The following is an 18948-nucleotide window of genomic DNA, read 5'->3' on the forward strand; positions in this document are numbered from 1 at the left end:
GTATATAAAAAAGCCGCTTTTTATAGCGACTTACTTAGCTAATTCACATTGCAATCTGTAGCCCTCTAAATGCCAAATCTTATCAACAATTCGGTCTTTGCAACATTCAATTCCAATGTTTACATCATAATTAGTAGGGTCAACACATGCACTGGATTCCGTCAGAATGAAACCATTCGGTAATTTAGCAACAACTACTGTACATTTACCGTGAAACTCTTCTACCGTCCACTGTGTTTTATCTAAAATAGCGTTAATATCTTCTTGTGTAATTTTATTTTTCATTATTCAACCACCATCCAATCCTCTGCTAACACATCAGAAGTGCTAGGGGACCATGTAGCAACATCGTTTTGGGCTGTTTTCAATGCAAGATATGCACGATACGGGACATTTTCTCCGCCAAATGCTTCTTTCATAATATCTGTAGCTGGTGGATATGATGCAGCAGGCACATAATAAACAAACATACATTTCCCGTTCCAACCTTTACGTGCAATTTTATTCCCTTTTTTAACTGCTTCAATTGCTTGTCCGAATTTCATCATTCAACAACCTCCCAATCTTCTGCTAACATATCTGTTTGTGATGCTAACCAAGGAACAAATGTATCATCAACTGTTTTCATACCAATCCAGGGGAGGAGTCCTTTGCATTTGTTACCACCTACCACCTCAAAAGAGATATCAAACTCCCCCTGCTTTACGAGTCTTACCCACATACCTACATCATTCCAACCTTTACGAGCCACTGTCTTACCTTGTTTCAATGCTTCAAGCGCTTGGCCAAAAGTCATTATTCTACAACCTCCCAGTCATTTGCGAACATATCCAAGTTGGTTGGCTTCCAACCTACGGATATTGTATTCTGCGCGGTTTTAATAGCAATTGAATCCTCAAATCGCGGTTCCCCTGCATACTCTCCATATCCATATCTAAACGCGGTAGAAAAATCGTTCCCGTTAACCAGATACAGAAACATCCCTTTACCATTCCATCCGGAACGAAATACCCTTTCTCCTTCTTTTAACCGATGCAATGCCCAACCAAAATCACCAATAGTTAAATCCATTTATCTCTCACCCTTCTGCACTTGTTTTTCTACTTTCTTTTCTTCAATATCTAATTTACGATGTTGTAACTGTAAGTCTTGTTCTTTCATAGCTTTCTGCGCTTCTTGCATGTGTTGTTCTTGTTCCATCTGCTGCCTTCTATCCGCTTCCATTGGCGCATTGAGTGCCTCCATATGTTGCTGTACATGGTCATCAACTAACTGTTGCACTTCAGGCGGTAATTCATCGTATAAGCTTGATTTTCGGAATGCATTATGAATATATACATGCACTTCATGGTCATAAAAATCACGCACCTGCGGTGTCGCCAGTGGTAGTTGTGGAGGTTGCATGCCAGCCTGCATGGGGTCTACACCTTGCGCTTGCATCGCTTGGGCTTGCTCCTCAAACTGTTGTTGCTGGATGCTGTATTGTTGCAATGCTTGTAACGACTCTGGATTCTGTGCAATTTCCTCGAACTGCTTGTTTTCCATTTTTGCTTTGTTTTCATCAAGCTGCTGCATTTCAAACAGCTCATTACTATCTCCCATACCCATTAATTTTAAAAATCCTTGGGTATCTGGTGAGCCGTCTTTCTTAACAATTGCCCCTTTATCCCACATGGTCATAATGCGGTCTTGTTGCGCCGATTTCATTTCAGGGAGAGAAGAACCTTGAATAATATTAATGTCCTCTCCACCGCTTAAATCAGACCCAGTAAAGCTTACTAATTCAATATCATTATCCGGACCAAGAATACGGGCCATACGTTCCTCTGTATAATGTTTCTTCATCAGCAACAGTACACGTTGCAATAAACGCTTCATCCCATGCTCATAGTTTTGAGAAGAAACGGCAAGCTTCTCATTCTCCTGTTCTACCATGAGAGACAATCCGCTATACGTATCTAATCCAGACGGCAAACGTCCTTGTGAGATTTCACGCGCACCTGATAAATCGTCGATATCAGCATCATGATTATTTAAGATACGATCATAGAAGGACGGGATATCTGGCGCACCAACTCTTTCCGGTCTCACACCCTCTATCGGTGTATAGTGAACAATTCCACCTTCTTCATTTGTAATTTCATCTTCATCCACACTTGACCCCATGGGCACAAGCCACATACTATTCCCCATTTTCCTTGCATGTGTGGCAAACATAGAGCGCATAATATTGATTTCACGCTGAATCGGCAACATATCTTTAATAAATGCTTCCGCTTTTACGCTCCCTGGTATCGGAATATCACCAAAGATAAAGAAAGGAATGTCCCCAGCATTTTCGTCTATATCCAGCAATTGTCCACCTGCAATCGTAACTTTCAATCCATTTGGATGCTTACCACACGGTTTTACCCACATTTCATCCACCATTGCCATGTTGGGGCGTTTTTTACTAGTCGAGTTGAATCCATTTTGTGGTGTCACATCAAATGCAGCCGCAAACCCTACATTCTCATCAGCAGCGACATCTTTTCCGTAGCGCTCTTTAATGTAATCAATATCACGTGGCTTTCTTTCCACAATCCAACGAATCTCTTCGTCCATTTCAGCGGCGGGGTCAATGTATACAGTGAGCGGGTCACAAATACGACACCGAATTTCACCCGTATATAAACGTTGCATATCTTCCTCAAAACCAACTTCGCCTTCCCCTGGCGTAATATCTTGACCAGCTTCCGCATCAAAATATACTTTTGCGGCACACCAGCCTTTTACACCGTTATTCAGGAAAATATCACGTGTTTTACGATCCATTCCTGTTTGTTCCCACCAATATTTAAGAAATTTTGATGCTGCTTTCGCAATTTCAATGCGTGTTTCATCGTTACTATCAGGTACAACATCGAATTTCACGCGATTTTTAATTTGTTTCGCGAGCTTGACCATCATACGCGGTCTAATTTGGTTCACTGTAATGCGTTGTTCTCCATTTTCAAGAGGTGCAGTGATCATCTTTTTACTAGTTGGATTCCATACAAGCCACTGATTACCGCGATAATAGTTTACTTGTGCCATCATTTGACGTTTTTCTTCCCAGTCCTCGGCTTGGGTAATACGTTCTTCCACAAGAGACACCCAATCATCAGGACTTTTCTGTTCTTGCTTTTGTTCCTTTGGTTTATTGAGACCAAACAATGTTTCTCACCGCCTTTACATGAAAAAGAGCCTATACGTTTTGATACGCAAGCTCTTTTAAGATTTCTTTACTTTCGACTTCGACACTTTCTTTTCCGCTTTGATTTCATATCCTTCCACACACAGTTCTTTTATCTCTACAGGTGTATAGGCAAATGTCGGGTCAATTTCAGCTCTCTTTTCATACATTTCCTCATAATCATCCGCTACCGCGAATTTTTCAATACTACCTAACGTTAAATGAAACACTCTAGCCATATCGTGGCCACTCCTATTCTAAATGGTATATTGGTACAGGCTGTTCTTCTTTCTGTGCTTTCACCATCTTCACTTCACCCTGCTTGTATTCGGCAAAAGAGGAGGCTTGGATACGATCATACAATTCCTTACGCTCTTGTTGCCACACATCACGTTCCCCTTGATGTACACGCTCCATTTCATATGCAAACACACCAAGAAATACAATGACTGCAAATAATACAAAAAAGACAACATACGTCATTGTAGTTGCCCTCCTTTCCTTCGCCCTCTCGATAGTCTAATAATGTGGCGATGTACCTTTTCTTCTAATGTCACTGGCTCTTTTGGAATGAATTTTTCATTCGCATGATAATAGATAAATCGGTTTAATGCTTGTGACATTGCGTCTACCTGGTCATCATTTTTTCCTTGCGGAAAGGATGCGCACTCTTCCACAAAATCATGCACCCAAGGTGCTTGCCTTGGTAAATACACATTACCTGATTCAATATATGGTGAGACTGCATTCACACGCGAAACCTTACCACCTTGTGGATTCACCGGAATCATACCGCCGATTTCATTCTTTAACATCGAAATAATTGCCGGGCCATTCGCTTTATCTTCCACTAGTTTGGCATGGGCTTTCGGATATTTTCGTACCATATTGCGAATGGCTTGTAGGGTAGTTGGGAAGTTCATACGTGCTTTCAAATTATCAATCAAATACATATCCGCCCCATTCTTCCCCCACACCTGAATACACACAAAGTCACTGTCTGCTTCATCCTTAAATGTTGCATCGATACTCATAATCGTATGAACCATCTTCGGCAGCGTATCATAATATTGCCACCATTTACGCTTTAATAGATTCCCTTCCGCTGCGGTTGGTCTGCCTTGATACAATGAGTTAAAGCTACTTGGATATCGTTTCCGTTCTTGTATGAACTCTAACCCATATCGTTCTGGCCACAATGGTTCGCCTACTGCTCGTCCTATTACATCATCTTCCTCGGCTTCTAATGGAAGATTGTACACTTGCCAAGGTAATGGTTCACCATATTCCTTACTTAGCAACCTACCCTGTAAATCATCTTCATGCCATCTTGTTAGAATCAGTATGACAATTGCACCCGGATGTAAACGAGTAGAGAAGCTATCTATCCACTCATCCCATATCTTACCTCGATGCGTTTCACTATCAGCTTCCTCACGGTTCTTAATCGGGTCATCGATAATCATTAAGTCAGCACCCATACCAGTGATACCTGATAACACACCACGTGAGATCATGCCACCTATTTCATTATCCAGTAACCATTCATCATGTGCCGAGCTTTCTTTGGATATTTGGATATCGAATAAATCAGTACCATACATTTTGACCTTTTCTTTATTCTTCTTACCAAAACGGCGAGCAAATGTGTCACTATAACTTATTTCAATTACTCTATCTTCTGGAAAGTTTCCTAAATAATAAGATGGTAACGTCTCCGTAATGGTCATCGACTTACTATGACGTGGTGGCATATTGATAGCAATGTATTGGTTCGTGGTTGGAATCTCGCTTGCATTCATTTGTTTCTTTTTATCAATCGCTTCCTGAATGACACCACCAACAAACTCACTATGCGGTGCTTTCTTATATCTACCTTCATGTACATAACACACATACTCATAGTAATCACGACGTGCTATTTCCCTTTGTATCTCCTCCACTGTCGGTAGGTTTGGTAAGGATTGACTCAATTTGTTTCAGCTCCTCCACAGACAGGTTGCTAAGTTCTGGCTTTTGTACAACGGTTTGTTTCATCTCACCACTGTGATCAATCTCACGTCGGTCACGCCACACAGTTGGCTTTCGATTCTTGAGCCAAAAGATAATGGCTGTTGTATCAGGTGGGACTTGTCGTTTCACTCGTTTGGTTTCTATGCTTTGAAACTCACCGTCCACCTTTTCCCTTTCCACAGTGACTTCTTCATACGTGTAACCTGTCGCTCGCTTAAATAATGCATTCTCTACTTCACGATCTGATACTTCTTTTCCTTTTGCTAACGCTTGTATAATCAGTGGATGTCTATTCTTCCAATTGCTCAGCGTAGAACGACTCACACCCATGTTATGGGCAATCTGTTCTTCTACCAGTCCATCACGTGCCCATCCTTCTATTTTTAGTAACCCTTCTTTTGTCAGCCAAGGGTGTGCTTTCCCTTTCCCCATATGTATCACCTCACTAAAAATAAAAAAGCAGCAAATATTTTGCTACTTTAACTGCGTGTTATTCGCTTCGAATTCTCTTATATAACGGTATAAAGTGGCTCTTGCTACATCAAACATCTCACATACTTCCACTTTTGTTTTACCAGCTTCCAGCATTTCCATCATACCTTCAATCTGTTGTGGTGTATGAGCTTTCTTTCTACCGCCTTCTCTTCCTCTTGCCTTTGCTGCAGCCACACCGCTTACCACACGTTCATTGATTACCTCTCTCTCCATTTCAGCCATCGCACCGAATATATGGAATAAAAACCTGCCCATTGTTGTCGAGGTGTCAATCCCATCTTTAATCGATACAAAGTGAATCCCTTTTTCATGAAATTCTTGGAGCAAGTTCACAAGCTGATGCATCGTTCTTCCTAAACGATCTAACTTGTAGACAACCAATGTGTCACCTTTTCGAAGCTTTCCAAGAAGGGATTGAAGCTCAACCCTGTCTTTTTTCACTCCGCTTTCCTTTTCTGTGACTATTTCTTCACATCCATACTGCTTTAATTCGTCCCATTGCATATCCAAACTTTGCTTTTTCGTTGAAACACGTGCATATCCAAATATCATAAAACCATCCCCTTACCTTTGATGGTTTCATTGTATCAATTTCATGTATCAAAATCAATAGTTTTTAATACATAGTTTTGACACACAGTGAACGTTGCTATTAGGCTCTATGTGTAACCGTCTCATAAACAACAGTTTGTGAGACACTATATTCATTGAGAATGATGCTTCCATCCAGCTAAATTGGCTTTGATAAATACTTTTTCTTCCTCATCAACCTGCGTTAACAGTTTATCAATTACCTGTCTATCCGTGTTAGCTAGCAAAAAAGCTTCCACTTTTGTCATACAGTTTACATAAGCAGTCGCATCTTTATTTTCCCCATTCATTTTCATAAAAAACGTAACTTTGGTATGCAAAATTCTCACCTCACCACTTTTCTTTTTTAGATGTCTACGTTGTCCACCGAACCTAAACTAACTAATCTTTATTCACCAAGATAATCGCTGGTCCTTCCACGACAATTCCGCCAAATTCAATCTTTTCATATACATTTACTTCTATTTTTGTAACACCTTCACGTTTCGCTAATTCCTCACTTAAATCTTTTGTAGTTAAATCCTTTACGTTCACCATACGATTCCTCCTCTTCCGCAATCATTTCATCATTGGTCAAAACTTAACATTGCGTTTTAAAATAGCTGTATACATCATATGTACCAAACCTCCTATTCAGGCGTAAAATATGTTTGCAATCAGACAAAAAAAGAGCATCTGCGCCAGTAGATGCTCTAAAAAAGGAGTTAATATGAGATTGAATATGAAACAACGGAGGGTTGTCCCATGCTCTAATATATGCTTGTCTGTATCAAAAGGTGACATAGGAAAAGCACCCATTAAGGATGCTTTGCTTTCATACATTATTTAGGCTTATATACTTCTGGTACTTCAAAATTATCATTTGTTTTTACCCTGACCATAGATATATTAGCTGGGTTTATCATAACATCTCCAACAAGGAGTAATCTGTTGAGTAATAACCCGTCTTTATCTGTAATCCAACTTTCAAATGTTTCTAATGGCATATGGACCTGATGTTTATATCCACCATTCATGCAAATCTCTAAATATTTCATTTTATCATCCTCCTATAGCTTACATTCGATAAGAACAAGGAGTTTCCTTTCCTCAAATCATAATATAAAAACAAATTGACCGCTCTTCTACACAGAATCACAGCCAACTTGGTATATGAATATAAAATAAATTCCATTGGTCTTTTCGTCCTATCGCGGGTTCCTACCGCCCATGCCCGTTCTTCGGTAACGTTTTGATAATGGGGCCCACTCACATCACTCCACATGATGGTGGATACGCTATCCCCACAGCACACTGTCTTCCAAACAGTATCTGTAAAAATATCGTACCCTTGATTCCCCTATAAAAAAGTACCCGATTTAGTACCTCAAACAGTACCCCAAAAGTTCCATTCTTTTCTTATATCATCTCTAATGCCGTGGCAAAGTTAAGAATACCTGACTTCCTTTTCCGGTAGAACTTACCTCGCTTCATCCCTAGTACCGTATAAATGTAATCATCATTTAACTCTGTCGCACTCATATATTTCATTTCTAATATTCGTTGTTCATCCTGATCTAGCGCATGCTCAAACGCTCGTTGTAATTGTCTGTACTTAAGTTCATGAACATTCAACTTTCTCAACTCTGGAAACAAAAGATCTGCTCCTAATTCCATCCGTTCTCGCTGATTTTGAAACCGTACACGTAATACCTTATACTTTTTCAGTTCTTCTATCACAAAAGGGCGTATTTCTTTCTCGTTGACATATGTAAAAAGAGATAATTGATTCATCGTATCCCTCCTGCATAAAATAGTTTTCTTTGTTCATACTATTTGTAAGCTGTTGACATCAGCTTTTCTCTTTACACTGTAATCCTCATTTTACTTGCTTTCTTTTCAGGCAAAAAAGCGGTTAGAAGACTAACCGCTTTTGTTGTTGTCACCATTTCACTTCATGTACATATATTATCTTGAATCCTTACTTTTCCAATCATTACTTGTTCATGACTCACACATAACAATAATGATTTAAGGTTTCAAGAACGAGCACTCTGGCACAAGTGCTCGTTTTATTTTTTTACGTATAAAAAGAAAAAGTTAATTCATACTATAAATACGCCATCTATAGGATTTGTTTCTACACCATTACAAGTGTGAGCAAGCATGAGAAAATTTCCCCATAAAACAGCTAAGTAAAATTAGCTGTTTTTATTTTGCATACATTTGCGTTAATACGTTATACTACATATACATTATTATTTCTTTTCTTGTTAGCTTGTCAGCTACCTTAGGAACCCTTACAAAAGGGTTCCTCTTTTTTTAAAAAAATTCCTACTTCTAATTTAAGCGTCCTATTCTACTTTTCAACACGTTATTACTCACCCGATACCTATGGCATTCTAAAATAATTTAAACGCGAATTCACCCTGCTTTATGAGGTCGTTTTTTCTAACTCCAGCTTTAAACTGCTTCCCTATCCATTTCCGGGATAATACCTTGTTTCGTTAACATATCATGGATAAATAATCTGCCTTTTTGCGTCCAGCGTGTATTCATCTTTACGGATTTGCTACCATCCGAATGTGTCACATCAATTGTTTGCGATTTCGTATACCCTTTGTTTTGATGTTTGGCATACAGCAGCCATTGGTTGTTTACTTTGTACTGTATTTTTTCGTCCTTTAAAATTTTATTTAATCGAACTGCAGATAAACCATAATCGGCTGCAATTTGTGATACTGTTACGGTATCTTTTGACTGAAGAATTTGATCGAGGTATGTAATCTTAGATGCATGCTCTGCGACTTGCTGTGTCAACATAAGGTTCTTTTGTTCTGCCACTTGCCTTGCCTGTTGTTCTTGTTTCAGTTGGGACGCGAGACCAATCAGTAAATCTGGGTCTTGTAGTAAGGCGTTAATCGTATGCGGTGTCATGTATGCACCATGTTTTCGAATACTTGGGAGCACTTCTTCAAATACCCATTTTTCAAATTGTTCCGCTTGTGGGAGTTTGGATTTAGCGATTAGACGATATAAATTGGGTTCGTTAATGAATTTTTTCATTTGTTTGCCACTATTAGTAGGGACTAACGTTTCGTTCACCCCTTCTTGTTTACAGTGATCCCTAATTGCTTTGTGCGGATTAGTGTATCCTAATACTTTTGCAACATCTGTCGCCGGAAAGTACTCTTTTCCATCCTTGATAAAAACCTCTAAATTTCCGAACATATTATGTGCGAATGTTTGCATTTTTGTCATTTTTCATTTCCCCTTTTCTACAAAAGTGACGTTATTATTTGTTGTTTTTGTATTCCTTGTGTAAATCAGCTAACGCATGAAATGTATTGGTTTGAATGAGCCTTAAAACATCAAACGCTTCATGCGGTGTTAAACCTTCCGCCTCAACTAATCTTGCTAAACCTGTAATAATTAACTGTTGTCCAAAACTATCTTGATTAAATTCAACTTTTCCCACGTTTCATCCTCATTTCTCTGCAAAATGAAATTATCATGAAAAACTTTCTCAACACCAGCATATAGAACAAAGACTCTTTTTTTGGTAATATATAGGTAGTATCCATATACTTAGCTTCCTTAAAAGGGCCCATCCCCAGTGGGTCCTTTTAAATTTTCATGCTAAAATAGATTTTTGGTTAACATTTATTAATATATTTCCATAAGTCATCAATCTTTTCATTTTGTATATCCAGCGTTTCCTTATAAGTATCTAAACGTTCTTCTAGCTGTTTTACATCCAACTTTGTAAAAACAATGTGGCCAAGCAAAATAAAGATGGCTATCCATAAAAATGGCTCCATTACATCTACCTCACTTCTGTAAGAATAAATATTTTATTTCATTCCCATTCACCTTTATATCTCCTTCGAATATAGTACTATCATCCAAGTGAATACTCAGGTTGCTTCGGACCAGCTCCTAGTGTTCCTGGTGCTCCTGTTACCAAGAATCCGTTTATAAACAGCGGGTTCTTTTATTTTTTCTGCTATAACTATTTTGTTAACATTATCAAGAGACATGCATTGGTATATTTCATTTCCCTAATCCCTGCTCTTTCCCAAACTCAGCGGCTCTTTGCTGAATTCGTTTTAATATTCGACTAACTTGAACCTGACATCTCCCCACTCTATTCCCAATTTCTTGCTGCGTTTTATGTTTCGAATGCATATCCCACACGATTAATTCTGGATGCTCAAGTGTTTGGTAAAATGATTGAAGGACCATATGATTCTCGACTTGCTCTGTCTCTTCGATTACTTGTGTATCTTCCAGCATGTCTTCCAACAGAATTTCTTCACTACCACCACCCGCCGATGTATACATTACATCCTGTAGAGATTTTGTATTGGGTTGATATTGTAATGCCTCTTTCACTTCTGGAAGAGCCACTTCTAATTGTTTACAAATCGTCTCTCCATCTTCCTCCATCAATCCTTGCCTCATCATTTTCCCTCTCAGTTGATATAAAGCTCTTGGCACCTTTATCTTGTGACTATTCATAATAAACTTTCCAACTTCTCCATGAATTTTTGGTATCGCGTACGTAGAGAACTGATAACCGAGCTCATGATTAAAATCCCTTCTCGCTTTTATGAGACCAATCATCCCGTACTGCACTAAGTCCTCTATCTCCAAACCTGTATTCGCTTTAACTATTTCTAACATGCCCTTATATCTCTTCCAGATAAAGTGATGTACCAAATCTTCATACTTACTCATAAACTCCTCATCTGGCATCGCTCTCACATCTTCAATCGCTTTCATCATGCCTGTTTCTCCTTTTCCGCTTACTTGACTTCTTCGGCACCTGATTCGGCCCTTGCCATAACCCTTGCTTTCTCCATCTATTTTTCACTTTCCCAACGTAGGATGGACTTCGCTCAAACATGATACTAATTTCTTTATCTGGAATCCCCTGGTCATTGAGTTCTCTCACACGCGCTGGTGTCAATCCATCCGGCATATTTCCAGTCTTCCCTCCGCGACTTCTCGGCTCTGTATCAAAATATCTACCCAACTGACGTAATGTTTGACCAGTCGGGCATTTTGCACAAATGTTGATACTGAAGCTCGCATCATCTGAGCGATTGTAATAACACCGCCTACATTTCTGTTCAATAATATCTCCAATTTGATAGGTGAGTCGTATGCGTTCTTCCTTGGTGAGTTTCACATTACTCACCTACAATACTGCTTTTAATGCGATCCCTAATGCTTGCGCTCTTGCTTGTAATTCCAAGCGATGTTTCCGTTCCATTTCTGCTGTTTCTTCTGCCGCGCTGATTCTGATTTGTACTTTACGTAATTCAGCTTCCAGTTCCCATTTCTTTTCGCTTAATTGGTTGCGTTCACCAAGCAACATTGTGTATTCTTCCTCACGATTTTGAAATTGTTTTTTTAACTTTTCAAGTTCCGCTTTTAATTCCATTTGATGCATCCCATTATCTCTCTCTTCAGAATGTTCATTTTCCTCCCTAATAACTTTTGCACCCTGGACCAATGGTTTTGCACTCTTTTTCGTTCCCGACCTCTTAGCGCACTTCCTAACCCCCTCTTTTTTCTCTCGTCGTTTTGCAACATTGTGATACAATGTGCTTTCACTCACACCAAGACGATTTGCAATTTTTGCCCAAGATAATTTCTGTTCCCGTAACTTCTCCGCCTTCTCACATAATACATCCCAATTTCTCTCTTCAGCCATCTGCTCTGCCATCGTTTCATTTCTCCCTTCCAGTAAGCTGCCGCCTAATTGTTTGATTCGCTTCCCAACCCTACAGTTATCCGCACACCAGGAAGTCTTACGATTCCCTGACTTCCTGTATGCTGGCACTTTTTCACATCCCGCGCATTTCTCATCTTGTAGATCTAATATTTGAATCCGGATGGATTTCTTATCAAGCTTCATCGAAAGGCTTGTCCTCATCCGCTATTTCGAACTCTTCCGAGACTTGATTCTCCATTTCCGGTTTTTCTTCCCCTTTTGTCTCCTCTGCTGGTTCTGGCTGCTGCTCTTTCCACTCATGCCACTTTATCGCTAATGGTGCTACACGCTTACGGTATTCATCGATTACCTCAATAATTTGACCCGAGGACATGCTCAGCTCATTCGCCAATTTCAAGTACGATTCTCCCTCTAGACGACGTTTCACGATGTCCGGAAGTTTATTTGGCATACCCTCAAAGTTCGGTGCTAAACCGCTGATGATAAAAGCATCGATAATCTCACGGTCCGCTTGTTCTTTTTCTTCACGAGTCTGAATCTTTTCTTCTGGCATATCTAGATCCGCTTCTATTTGCTCGAATGTTGATTTTACCTCTTGTACCATTCCTTTCTCATCGACTTCGTACTGCGTAACCGGCTCATTTGTTTTCGCATTAATCGTGACATTAAAGTTGACTTGCATAGACTCTAGCGAAACAAATACTTTTGCATCAATCATTTCAGACAGAGAATCCAATTTCCCTTGTAGCGAGGAATCTGTTACTTCTAACACAATCTCTTTCTTCCCATCAGGTTTTAAGTTCACTTTCTTTAACACTGGTTTAAATTCGATATATGCCATTATGATCCGCTCCCTTTATTCTGCTTCATTTTGTTTTTTTGCTCGCTTCTCCGCTCGTTGTAACTTGTTGTACTCATCCAATGTGATAAAACCACCGTATTTCTTCACATGCTTCAGCAAAATCAGCTGTAAGTGTGGATATTTATACTCGAATAACTTTCGTTTCACGTTGAAAGTTTCGGTGATCATGCCTTTTATGTCTATGACCTCCACCTCACCATTTGGCAAGTACACCAGAAAGTCCGCTATGTATGTAATGGCTTGAAAGCTCTTGTCCTGTTTTTTAAATGCAGGTTGTAGATTAAATACTGGCTGCCGTTCAAACCCTTGAATTTCCCCTCTTGCACTGCGTATTTTTAAGCCTTCGTAATAATTTGCTTCCGCTTGTGAATCAAATACGTAGCCATCGAGGTTCACTTTTTTGTTGTTGTATTTGCTCAATTCCTCTCACCCTTATTTCATAACCAGCTTTTTAAATAGTGCTTCATCCTTCATGTCGAGTGCATAATCGATGAGTTGGCGCTTGCCGAGATTCTCCATGTATGTAATAGCTTCCTCTACTCTCACATACTCTTCATCAGGTAAATCCGTTTCTAGTGAAGGCTCATCATCTTCCAATACCGCCATGTATAAATCATGACTGTATTTGCCTTTAAAATTTATTTGAATGTGTATCTTGCTTTCTGTGTCCTGGGCACTAAAATAATGAAACGCTACACCCGAATCATTGGTTTTCCCTGTTGGTCCAAAGAATGTAAAGCCACTTCTCACGGAACATGTTGCCGACATTTCTATGCCATATGAATATTTTTTCGCATTTTCTACAAAACGAATTCTCTCTTGAAACTTCTCATGTTGCCCTAACCTGTAAAGCAATCGAAATGCGCTATGCTCTTGAGGTTCTAATTGATCCCATACCCAATCAATAAACGCCAACTTCTTCTCAACCGACACTTTATTCATCCACCTAATTCTCCTTTCACTTCTTAGAATTCAATTTCTTGTTCTTTTTCAAATCTTCTTAACCGATAATTGTTACCGTTCATTTCAATCACTTCCGTTTCATCATCAAAGATGCGACTAAAAATCCGCTCATTGTAAATCCCATATAAAGCTGTGACTGCATGGTTGGTTGTATAAATGGTGTGCCTTCCAATTCGGCTATCTATAATCTCAAACAATTTCTTTTGGGCCCATTTATGCTTTTTTAACTCTTCTTCATCATCTGGTTCTTTTTCAGCACCAAGATCGTCAATAACCAAACAATCCATTTTAGAAAGCATGGTAAGTAGTTCGTCTTCTGTCATTTCACTTTTGCGGTTGTATGTAGCCTTCAACTTCGTAAATAATTTTTCTTCTGTGATAAAACATGCACTTACACCACGTCTCATTAATTCCTTTGTCATCGCTACCGCTAAATGACTTTTCCCTGTCCCATAATCGCCAACAAGCATGATATTTTTCCCGACTTTCTTGTTAAAAGTTCTTACATACTGCTCACATGCTTCTTTTGCTTCTGTAAGCTGTTTACTTGGCGGAACATAATTTTGAAACGTTGCCTTCTTTAACTTTTGATTAATCAAGCTCCCATCTTCAAAATCCTTAAATAACTTGATAATTTTCGCCTTCTCTTGTAATTCTTGCGTTTCTTTTGCTAGCTGCTGATCCTCTTTTTCAACAGTTTGACATTGCGGGCAAAATTCTTTTCCTGTCCCTTTATCAATTAACATACGTTTATTGCATGTATCTTTGAAGGCATTTTTCCCAACCAAAAACGTATTTTTACATCGATTCGGTGACAGTTCAAATTGATCTGCAGCTTTTCTTCTAGCGTTTTGAGAAATCATATTTTTCGAAGAATGTTTTACTTGCTTCAGCTCTCCCATTCGATATACCACCTTTTCCTGCTCTCTTTTTAGACTGTTTCTGTCGTTTAAATGCTTCCTCAGATGCTTTCACATCCGATAGCGTACGAATGTTACTGTTGGTCCACTGTTTTAAAATTCCCTCCGCATAGTTCCATTTCGCTTGTCTTTTCAGAGCTCGTTCCATTGCCGCAATCACAAGTTCTTCACTCGTGTCTCGAATCCAATGGCCTATGCTATCTGCCATGAATGAATTTAAAACACCGAAATTGTTCTCGTAAAAAGCGAAGGCGCTACTATTACTACTTACATTCTCTGTAGTAATCTCTGTAGTAGTCTCTGGTATTGGTCTGGTCACTTTGACCTGTTCGTCGGGGCAATTTGACCTCTTCGTCGGGGCAAATTGACCTGACGTCAGGTCAATTTGACTTGCAGCCTCCTGTTCGATGTTGTCTAGTACCTCATAATCAATCCGATACCATTTTGTATGATCTACTTTCATTTTATTATAGTTTCCTACAATAATAATTTTTCGTTCCTGTAACTTCTTCAATGTTCGCTTGATTGTACTTTCTGACCAAAATGGAAATTGGCTTTTCCATTCTTCATATGTGTTGTATATCCATCCAAAACCATCTTTTACGTTGTTACTTTTTTCTAACCAATAATGCAGTTGCTGAAGAATAATGGCTTCATTTAATCCAATTACTGTAGCAAGTTTCGGTAAAACAACTAATGGCTCATCCTCTAACAACAACTTACTCATGTCTATTCCCCCTCCTGCAAATTGCTAGGTAACTCCCCTTTTCCTTGACCACTTTTTCAATTCGATAGTTTGGATACCCAGCCTGTATATATCTTGCAATAGAATGCTTTAGTTCTTCTTTGGATTGCGCTCTCTCCCATAATTTATGGGAGAGGAGCACCTTTGATTTGCTCATCCTTCAATCGGGAATTCTTGTTGTCCAGCATCTTCTGTTATTACCTGTTCTCCTTCAATTGGATCCACTTCAATAAACTCTGGCTCTTCTGTAATATCTTTTCGCACCACTTCATCTTGCTGGGCTTGTGTCTGAACTTCAATACTAATCGGTAAGTATTTAAACATGTAACGAACCACGGTTTTCTTCGCCATTTCTTCATAGTCGCTACTCCAAGGGCTATAGCTAGAATTAGCGGCTGCAGAACGTTTTCGGCGTTTCTCAATTTCACTTTTCGGCATAAACTCCATTTGATACCCACCGTCTTTAAAATGAGCAACTGCATACGCTCCAATAAATGCGCCACGATCCCCATGTGATGGCTTATGCTCCAATTTTGGATGTAACCCCAACTCATATTCGAATTCGTCATTTTCATGTACAGCATGGGCATAAATACTTTGAATATGACCAGACCGTCTTGCGAGGTCAATCATCCCCTTATACCCGATGATAAATGTCGCTTCACGCTTATACGGTAAGATGTAACAGTGTCCTAGTAATCCTGGTTCCAATCCTAGCTGTACGGCTTGCATCACAGCCCCCATAAGAGAAGGAACTGCACATTCGAGAAGCTTTGGATTCGTTCGAATTGTTGTTAAGGCAATGCGACTCATACGGTTCATATCCATATGCTTTGGTAATACTTCCGCCATTCTTGGCGCCATTTTCTTCATGTATGCTTCTACAGTTTGCTCCGGTGTAACTGGAGTACTTTCTTTTCGATTTGTTAACTGGTTTTTCAACTTTTCATTTGTAGCCATGTGTAATCCACTCCCTGTTTTTTATTTCACTAAAAATTTTCTTGATATAGTTTCATTTACATATTCCTTGTATAAATCAGGATGGTCTGTTTTGAATCGTTTGCTATCAAAACGATTACTCGTATAGGACTTCCAATGAACGGTGTAATTCTCTGTTGTCCCTTTCTCATGAGAACCTAATTTCGCTTTCAGCTTGTTCTCATACTCTGCCTTTTGTTCTTGTAGTGCCTTCATTTCTCTATCTACTTGGTCCCTCGCTTCAATAAGTAGCTCTTCTTGCTTTCCTAAGCTGATAGAGCTATCTTCTATAGATTCCGGATGCATTTGCTTCAGTAATTGTGTAGATGCCTCTGAACCGTCAAACATAGGCGGTTCATCCTTTTCGACGTGATTCAGCCAAAAGTCCCGTTCCATATTGATAAGATACTGGATTATATCCTCATCCCGTTCGATCTTTTTGTACACGAATTTGTTGCCACCAATTAATACGGCAATCCACCATGCTTCATAGCCTGTCACAGCCATATAATGCTGACACTGGAGAAGGTAAGCAACAGGTATCTCTTCGCCTTCCCAATCCTTTTTCAAATATTCAGACGCTGTTTTGCATTCTAATCCAATTTTTTCTCCTACGATGAGCCTATCCACGTTTGCAAGCATCCAAGGATACTCTGGGTGCTGTAGAATGGCATTTCGACGCTGTACCTTTAAACCTGTACGTTTGGCAAATTCCTGGGCAACTACTTCTTCTAATACATTCCCAAAATAAGCGGCTTCACTCTGTATATCTTCTTGTTCGATAGCTTGTGTTTTCTCAAGAAACACTTGTACTTGCGACTTCCATTTACTTAAGCCAGCAATGGCTGCCACATCTGAACCACCTAGTCCTTGCTTACGTGCTTCTAACCAAGCCTTACGATTCATATGTAATGTATTTGCCAATACTTTCGCTTGCATATTTCTTTCACTCGCTCTCTGTGTTATACTGGCTTCGAATTTATTTTTTCTAAGGAACTCATTGCCGTGAGTTCTTTTTTATTCCCCTGCGACAAAACGTGTGCCGTGTCGCTCTAAAAACTTCCCATGACAATCTTCGCAAATAAGGCTACCTTCAAACACGTAATACGTCATACCGAAATACAACTCACCGTCACAATCGCTACAGTAATGTTCGAAATCTTGTTTGGTGGAATCGTGTTGGTTACCTATAATTTTTGGGTTTTCTAACATACAAATCACCTCTTCCAACACATGTAGGATTTTTCTCCTTTTTGTCGAATGTAATAGACAGAAGGAGGTGCTTCCCTATGAATGATGAAATGCAAATTGCTAAAGAATTAACTCTTAAAAGCTTTATACAATTCCGACGTTGCCATAACAATATCTGAAAGTCTTTTTAAATCATCCGTAGAGGAACCTCTACATACAAACTGAATCCATTCTGTTAACCCTAAAATCGTTTTCTCTACAGCCTCTTCTAAATGAGCGACTGTTTCTTTTGAACCAGGATGTTGTATGATAATTTCTGCAGGCCCCGTTGCATTAATTCCTCTCGTCTCATTGACGTTTAAGGAAAATTTCTCATTCTCATGAACCTGCATCAAAATACTTTTTCCCTCTTCTAGCATATTTTTTAACAAAGAGGGGTTTTCTTGTGGACCATCTTCTTCGATAGCCTCGGGTACAGATGCTTCCGCTGTTAACCTTTGTTCAAGCGATTCTACACGTTTGTTCAATTCCCTTAGTGCCTCTTTCATGTTATTCATCTCACTCATCCACCTTTTCATTTTGTTTTCCACACACTGATTATGGCTAGGCTGTTACTTGATTCTCTTGATTATTCTTCATTTTCATTCTCCTTTTCCATTTCCAATTTAATCTCATTCACACACCCATCCCAAACACCTTCCTCTAGGTATTCACTATGTTGTTTTAAAAACTCATGGCATTCCGTATGGAGATAGTAATCATAAAACTCATATTCAGATTTCCCTGTATTGTTAACCACATCAGAGTCACTAGGTATGTTTTTCAAACACCCTAAGCATATTTGATCCTTACGAATTTTCAGGCTTTTATGCTCATGAAATGTAGACATTACCACCTATCCCTTTCCTCATTAGTTTGCCAATGTAATATAGTGCACCCTCTCCACAACATCTGCATTCACACCGATACTTTTCAAGCGGTGAACAATCCCATGAATATGCGCTCGTTCCTCATCACACTTTTCTTTCGCGCGGTAGAGTGCTGCCAATTCCCTTCGGGCTAATCGGGCTTCTTTAATCCAGATACAAAATAGATATGGGTCATTCTTTTGTAGCGCTTTAACTTGTTGTTGTTCGCAATGCTTTAAGAATTTATCGAGTATTTGTTTCTTTTCAAGATCCTTTGTTAGAACTGATTTAGTCATGATTATTTCTCTCCTTGTATGAATAATTGCCACTCCAAAATTGACGAGTG

General features: G+C 39.3%; 31 protein-coding genes. All 31 read right to left on the minus strand.

Annotated features, from left to right (window positions below; translation table 11 throughout):
* Positions 1 to 30: 30 nt before the first annotated feature.
* Complete coding sequence (locus CQ064_RS21810; RefSeq protein WP_000791085.1) at positions 31 to 285, minus strand: Gp49 family protein; 255 nt, start codon at positions 283 to 285, stop codon at positions 31 to 33.
* The gene (locus CQ064_RS21815) at positions 285 to 545 is read right to left on the minus strand and encodes a DUF2829 domain-containing protein (RefSeq protein WP_000668389.1); all 261 of its coding nucleotides are present in this window, start codon (positions 543 to 545) and stop codon (positions 285 to 287) included. Before CQ064_RS21815 ends, CQ064_RS21810 begins: the two co-directional genes overlap by 1 nt.
* Positions 545 to 796: a DUF2829 domain-containing protein gene (locus CQ064_RS21820; protein ID WP_003269488.1), complete on the minus strand. Its 252-nt coding sequence runs from the start codon at positions 794 to 796 to the stop codon at positions 545 to 547. The genes CQ064_RS21815 and CQ064_RS21820 overlap by 1 nt, the downstream gene beginning before the upstream one ends.
* On the minus strand, positions 796 to 1071 hold the full coding sequence (locus CQ064_RS21825; RefSeq protein ID WP_000366284.1) for a DUF2829 domain-containing protein: 276 nt from the start codon (positions 1069 to 1071) through the stop codon (positions 796 to 798). The genes CQ064_RS21820 and CQ064_RS21825 overlap by 1 nt, the downstream gene beginning before the upstream one ends.
* Positions 1072 to 3195 (minus strand): portal protein, encoded by a 2124-nt coding sequence (locus tag CQ064_RS21830; RefSeq protein ID WP_000467413.1) that lies wholly within the window; start codon positions 3193 to 3195, stop codon positions 1072 to 1074.
* A 57-nt stretch (positions 3196 to 3252) separates the two neighbouring features.
* The gene (locus CQ064_RS21835; protein ID WP_000124815.1) at positions 3253 to 3453 is read right to left on the minus strand and encodes a hypothetical protein; all 201 of its coding nucleotides are present in this window, start codon (positions 3451 to 3453) and stop codon (positions 3253 to 3255) included.
* A gap of 13 nt (positions 3454 to 3466) precedes the next feature.
* Entirely contained in the window at positions 3467 to 3697 is a 231-nt protein-coding gene (locus tag CQ064_RS21840) for a hypothetical protein (protein ID WP_000222862.1), read from the minus strand.
* Complete coding sequence (gene terL, locus CQ064_RS21845; protein WP_153580147.1) at positions 3694 to 5187, minus strand: phage terminase large subunit; 1494 nt, start codon at positions 5185 to 5187, stop codon at positions 3694 to 3696. The genes CQ064_RS21840 and terL overlap by 4 nt, the downstream gene beginning before the upstream one ends.
* Positions 5123 to 5659 (minus strand): hypothetical protein, encoded by a 537-nt coding sequence (locus CQ064_RS21850; RefSeq protein ID WP_000515245.1) that lies wholly within the window; start codon positions 5657 to 5659, stop codon positions 5123 to 5125. Before CQ064_RS21850 ends, terL begins: the two co-directional genes overlap by 65 nt.
* A 42-nt stretch (positions 5660 to 5701) precedes the next feature.
* Positions 5702 to 6274: a recombinase family protein gene (locus tag CQ064_RS21855; protein WP_000576172.1), complete on the minus strand. Its 573-nt coding sequence runs from the start codon at positions 6272 to 6274 to the stop codon at positions 5702 to 5704.
* A gap of 152 nt (positions 6275 to 6426) precedes the next feature.
* Positions 6427 to 6609, minus strand: coding sequence for a hypothetical protein (locus CQ064_RS21860; RefSeq protein ID WP_003269487.1), 183 nt, complete (start codon positions 6607 to 6609; stop codon positions 6427 to 6429).
* Positions 6610 to 6694: 85 nt separating this feature from the next.
* Positions 6695 to 6850, minus strand: coding sequence for a BC1881 family protein (locus CQ064_RS21865; protein WP_000248554.1), 156 nt, complete (start codon positions 6848 to 6850; stop codon positions 6695 to 6697).
* A 284-nt stretch (positions 6851 to 7134) separates the two neighbouring features.
* Positions 7135 to 7350 carry a hypothetical protein gene (locus CQ064_RS21870; RefSeq protein WP_000876114.1) on the minus strand — a complete coding sequence of 72 codons (216 nt, stop codon included), beginning with the start codon at positions 7348 to 7350 and terminating at the stop codon, positions 7135 to 7137.
* Between the two features lie 361 nt (positions 7351 to 7711).
* Positions 7712 to 8086 carry an ArpU family phage packaging/lysis transcriptional regulator gene (locus CQ064_RS21875; RefSeq protein ID WP_001072816.1) on the minus strand — a complete coding sequence of 125 codons (375 nt, stop codon included), beginning with the start codon at positions 8084 to 8086 and terminating at the stop codon, positions 7712 to 7714.
* Positions 8087 to 8755: 669 nt separating this feature from the next.
* The gene (locus CQ064_RS21880) at positions 8756 to 9553 is read right to left on the minus strand and encodes a phage antirepressor KilAC domain-containing protein (RefSeq protein ID WP_000164425.1); all 798 of its coding nucleotides are present in this window, start codon (positions 9551 to 9553) and stop codon (positions 8756 to 8758) included.
* A gap of 34 nt (positions 9554 to 9587) precedes the next feature.
* On the minus strand, positions 9588 to 9770 hold the full coding sequence (locus tag CQ064_RS21885; RefSeq protein ID WP_000520931.1) for a hypothetical protein: 183 nt from the start codon (positions 9768 to 9770) through the stop codon (positions 9588 to 9590).
* A 178-nt stretch (positions 9771 to 9948) separates the two neighbouring features.
* Positions 9949 to 10113 (minus strand): hypothetical protein, encoded by a 165-nt coding sequence (locus CQ064_RS33700; RefSeq protein WP_000433162.1) that lies wholly within the window; start codon positions 10111 to 10113, stop codon positions 9949 to 9951.
* A gap of 232 nt (positions 10114 to 10345) precedes the next feature.
* A complete protein-coding gene (locus CQ064_RS21890) occupies positions 10346 to 11080 on the minus strand; it encodes a sigma-70 family RNA polymerase sigma factor (protein ID WP_000973815.1) in 735 nt (244 codons plus the stop codon).
* On the minus strand, positions 11064 to 11486 hold the full coding sequence (locus CQ064_RS33705; protein ID WP_000778925.1) for a hypothetical protein: 423 nt from the start codon (positions 11484 to 11486) through the stop codon (positions 11064 to 11066). Before CQ064_RS33705 ends, CQ064_RS21890 begins: the two co-directional genes overlap by 17 nt.
* Positions 11487 to 11495: 9 nt before the next feature.
* On the minus strand, positions 11496 to 12218 hold the full coding sequence (locus CQ064_RS21900) for a zinc-finger domain-containing protein (RefSeq protein WP_000762586.1): 723 nt from the start codon (positions 12216 to 12218) through the stop codon (positions 11496 to 11498).
* On the minus strand, positions 12208 to 12876 hold the full coding sequence (locus CQ064_RS21905) for a hypothetical protein (protein ID WP_000323349.1): 669 nt from the start codon (positions 12874 to 12876) through the stop codon (positions 12208 to 12210). The genes CQ064_RS21900 and CQ064_RS21905 overlap by 11 nt, the downstream gene beginning before the upstream one ends.
* A gap of 15 nt (positions 12877 to 12891) precedes the next feature.
* A complete protein-coding gene (locus tag CQ064_RS21910) occupies positions 12892 to 13317 on the minus strand; it encodes a DUF1064 domain-containing protein (protein WP_000049838.1) in 426 nt (141 codons plus the stop codon).
* Positions 13318 to 13329: 12 nt separating this feature from the next.
* A complete protein-coding gene (locus CQ064_RS21915) occupies positions 13330 to 13839 on the minus strand; it encodes a YpiB family protein (protein ID WP_001045406.1) in 510 nt (169 codons plus the stop codon).
* Positions 13840 to 13862: 23 nt separating this feature from the next.
* Entirely contained in the window at positions 13863 to 14762 is a 900-nt protein-coding gene (locus tag CQ064_RS21920) for an ATP-binding protein (RefSeq protein WP_000504261.1), read from the minus strand.
* Positions 14704 to 15507, minus strand: coding sequence for a DnaD domain-containing protein (locus CQ064_RS21925; RefSeq protein WP_000040570.1), 804 nt, complete (start codon positions 15505 to 15507; stop codon positions 14704 to 14706). The genes CQ064_RS21920 and CQ064_RS21925 overlap by 59 nt, the downstream gene beginning before the upstream one ends.
* Positions 15508 to 15678: 171 nt before the next feature.
* Positions 15679 to 16485, minus strand: coding sequence for a recombination protein RecT (gene recT, locus CQ064_RS21935; protein WP_000224586.1), 807 nt, complete (start codon positions 16483 to 16485; stop codon positions 15679 to 15681).
* 21 nt (positions 16486 to 16506) lie between these two features.
* Positions 16507 to 17442: a YqaJ viral recombinase family nuclease gene (locus tag CQ064_RS21940; RefSeq protein WP_001148168.1), complete on the minus strand. Its 936-nt coding sequence runs from the start codon at positions 17440 to 17442 to the stop codon at positions 16507 to 16509.
* A gap of 78 nt (positions 17443 to 17520) precedes the next feature.
* The gene (locus CQ064_RS21945; protein WP_000892407.1) at positions 17521 to 17715 is read right to left on the minus strand and encodes a hypothetical protein; all 195 of its coding nucleotides are present in this window, start codon (positions 17713 to 17715) and stop codon (positions 17521 to 17523) included.
* A gap of 107 nt (positions 17716 to 17822) precedes the next feature.
* Complete coding sequence (locus CQ064_RS21950; protein ID WP_001061882.1) at positions 17823 to 18251, minus strand: hypothetical protein; 429 nt, start codon at positions 18249 to 18251, stop codon at positions 17823 to 17825.
* A gap of 71 nt (positions 18252 to 18322) precedes the next feature.
* Positions 18323 to 18583: a hypothetical protein gene (locus CQ064_RS21955; protein WP_000102854.1), complete on the minus strand. Its 261-nt coding sequence runs from the start codon at positions 18581 to 18583 to the stop codon at positions 18323 to 18325.
* 21 nt (positions 18584 to 18604) lie between these two features.
* On the minus strand, positions 18605 to 18898 hold the full coding sequence (locus tag CQ064_RS21960; protein ID WP_000167564.1) for a hypothetical protein: 294 nt from the start codon (positions 18896 to 18898) through the stop codon (positions 18605 to 18607).
* Positions 18899 to 18948: the final 50 nt, after the last annotated feature.

This window comes from Bacillus sp. MYb78 (assembly GCF_002975115.1).
Classification (GTDB): Bacteria; Bacillota; Bacilli; order Bacillales; family Bacillaceae_G; genus Bacillus_A; species Bacillus_A cereus.

Bases quoted from the DNA above. Each gene is read 5' to 3' on its own strand.
- CQ064_RS21855 (WP_000576172.1), bottom strand. From the start codon at position 6,274: ATGATATTTGGATATGCACGTGTTTCAACGAAAAAGCAAAGTTTGGAT.
- CQ064_RS21950 (WP_001061882.1), bottom strand. From the start codon at position 18,251: ATGAATAACATGAAAGAGGCACTAAGGGAATTGAACAAACGTGTAGAA.
- CQ064_RS21960 (WP_000167564.1), bottom strand. From the start codon at position 18,898: ATGACTAAATCAGTTCTAACAAAGGATCTTGAAAAGAAACAAATACTC.
- CQ064_RS21865 (WP_000248554.1), bottom strand. From the start codon at position 6,850: ATGGTGAACGTAAAGGATTTAACTACAAAAGATTTAAGTGAGGAATTA.
- CQ064_RS21905 (WP_000323349.1), bottom strand. From the start codon at position 12,876: ATGGCATATATCGAATTTAAACCAGTGTTAAAGAAAGTGAACTTAAAA.
- CQ064_RS21870 (WP_000876114.1), bottom strand. From the start codon at position 7,350: ATGAAATATTTAGAGATTTGCATGAATGGTGGATATAAACATCAGGTC.
- CQ064_RS21860 (WP_003269487.1), bottom strand. From the start codon at position 6,609: ATGAAAATGAATGGGGAAAATAAAGATGCGACTGCTTATGTAAACTGT.
- CQ064_RS21880 (WP_000164425.1), bottom strand. From the start codon at position 9,553: ATGACAAAAATGCAAACATTCGCACATAATATGTTCGGAAATTTAGAG.
- CQ064_RS21940 (WP_001148168.1), bottom strand. From the start codon at position 17,442: ATGCAAGCGAAAGTATTGGCAAATACATTACATATGAATCGTAAGGCT.
- CQ064_RS21945 (WP_000892407.1), bottom strand. From the start codon at position 17,715: ATGTTAGAAAACCCAAAAATTATAGGTAACCAACACGATTCCACCAAA.
- CQ064_RS21840 (WP_000222862.1), bottom strand. From the start codon at position 3,697: ATGACGTATGTTGTCTTTTTTGTATTATTTGCAGTCATTGTATTTCTT.
- recT (WP_000224586.1), bottom strand. From the start codon at position 16,485: ATGGCTACAAATGAAAAGTTGAAAAACCAGTTAACAAATCGAAAAGAA.
- CQ064_RS21810 (WP_000791085.1), bottom strand. From the start codon at position 285: ATGAAAAATAAAATTACACAAGAAGATATTAACGCTATTTTAGATAAA.
- CQ064_RS21850 (WP_000515245.1), bottom strand. From the start codon at position 5,659: ATGGGGAAAGGGAAAGCACACCCTTGGCTGACAAAAGAAGGGTTACTA.
- CQ064_RS21890 (WP_000973815.1), bottom strand. From the start codon at position 11,080: ATGATGAAAGCGATTGAAGATGTGAGAGCGATGCCAGATGAGGAGTTT.
- CQ064_RS21820 (WP_003269488.1), bottom strand. From the start codon at position 796: ATGACTTTTGGCCAAGCGCTTGAAGCATTGAAACAAGGTAAGACAGTG.
- CQ064_RS21900 (WP_000762586.1), bottom strand. From the start codon at position 12,218: ATGAAGCTTGATAAGAAATCCATCCGGATTCAAATATTAGATCTACAA.
- CQ064_RS21915 (WP_001045406.1), bottom strand. From the start codon at position 13,839: ATGAATAAAGTGTCGGTTGAGAAGAAGTTGGCGTTTATTGATTGGGTA.
- CQ064_RS21925 (WP_000040570.1), bottom strand. From the start codon at position 15,507: ATGAGTAAGTTGTTGTTAGAGGATGAGCCATTAGTTGTTTTACCGAAA.
- CQ064_RS21835 (WP_000124815.1), bottom strand. From the start codon at position 3,453: ATGGCTAGAGTGTTTCATTTAACGTTAGGTAGTATTGAAAAATTCGCG.
- CQ064_RS21955 (WP_000102854.1), bottom strand. From the start codon at position 18,583: ATGTCTACATTTCATGAGCATAAAAGCCTGAAAATTCGTAAGGATCAA.
- CQ064_RS21920 (WP_000504261.1), bottom strand. From the start codon at position 14,762: ATGGGAGAGCTGAAGCAAGTAAAACATTCTTCGAAAAATATGATTTCT.
- CQ064_RS33700 (WP_000433162.1), bottom strand. From the start codon at position 10,113: ATGGAGCCATTTTTATGGATAGCCATCTTTATTTTGCTTGGCCACATT.
- CQ064_RS21825 (WP_000366284.1), bottom strand. From the start codon at position 1,071: ATGGATTTAACTATTGGTGATTTTGGTTGGGCATTGCATCGGTTAAAA.
- CQ064_RS21875 (WP_001072816.1), bottom strand. From the start codon at position 8,086: ATGAATCAATTATCTCTTTTTACATATGTCAACGAGAAAGAAATACGC.
- CQ064_RS21815 (WP_000668389.1), bottom strand. From the start codon at position 545: ATGAAATTCGGACAAGCAATTGAAGCAGTTAAAAAAGGGAATAAAATT.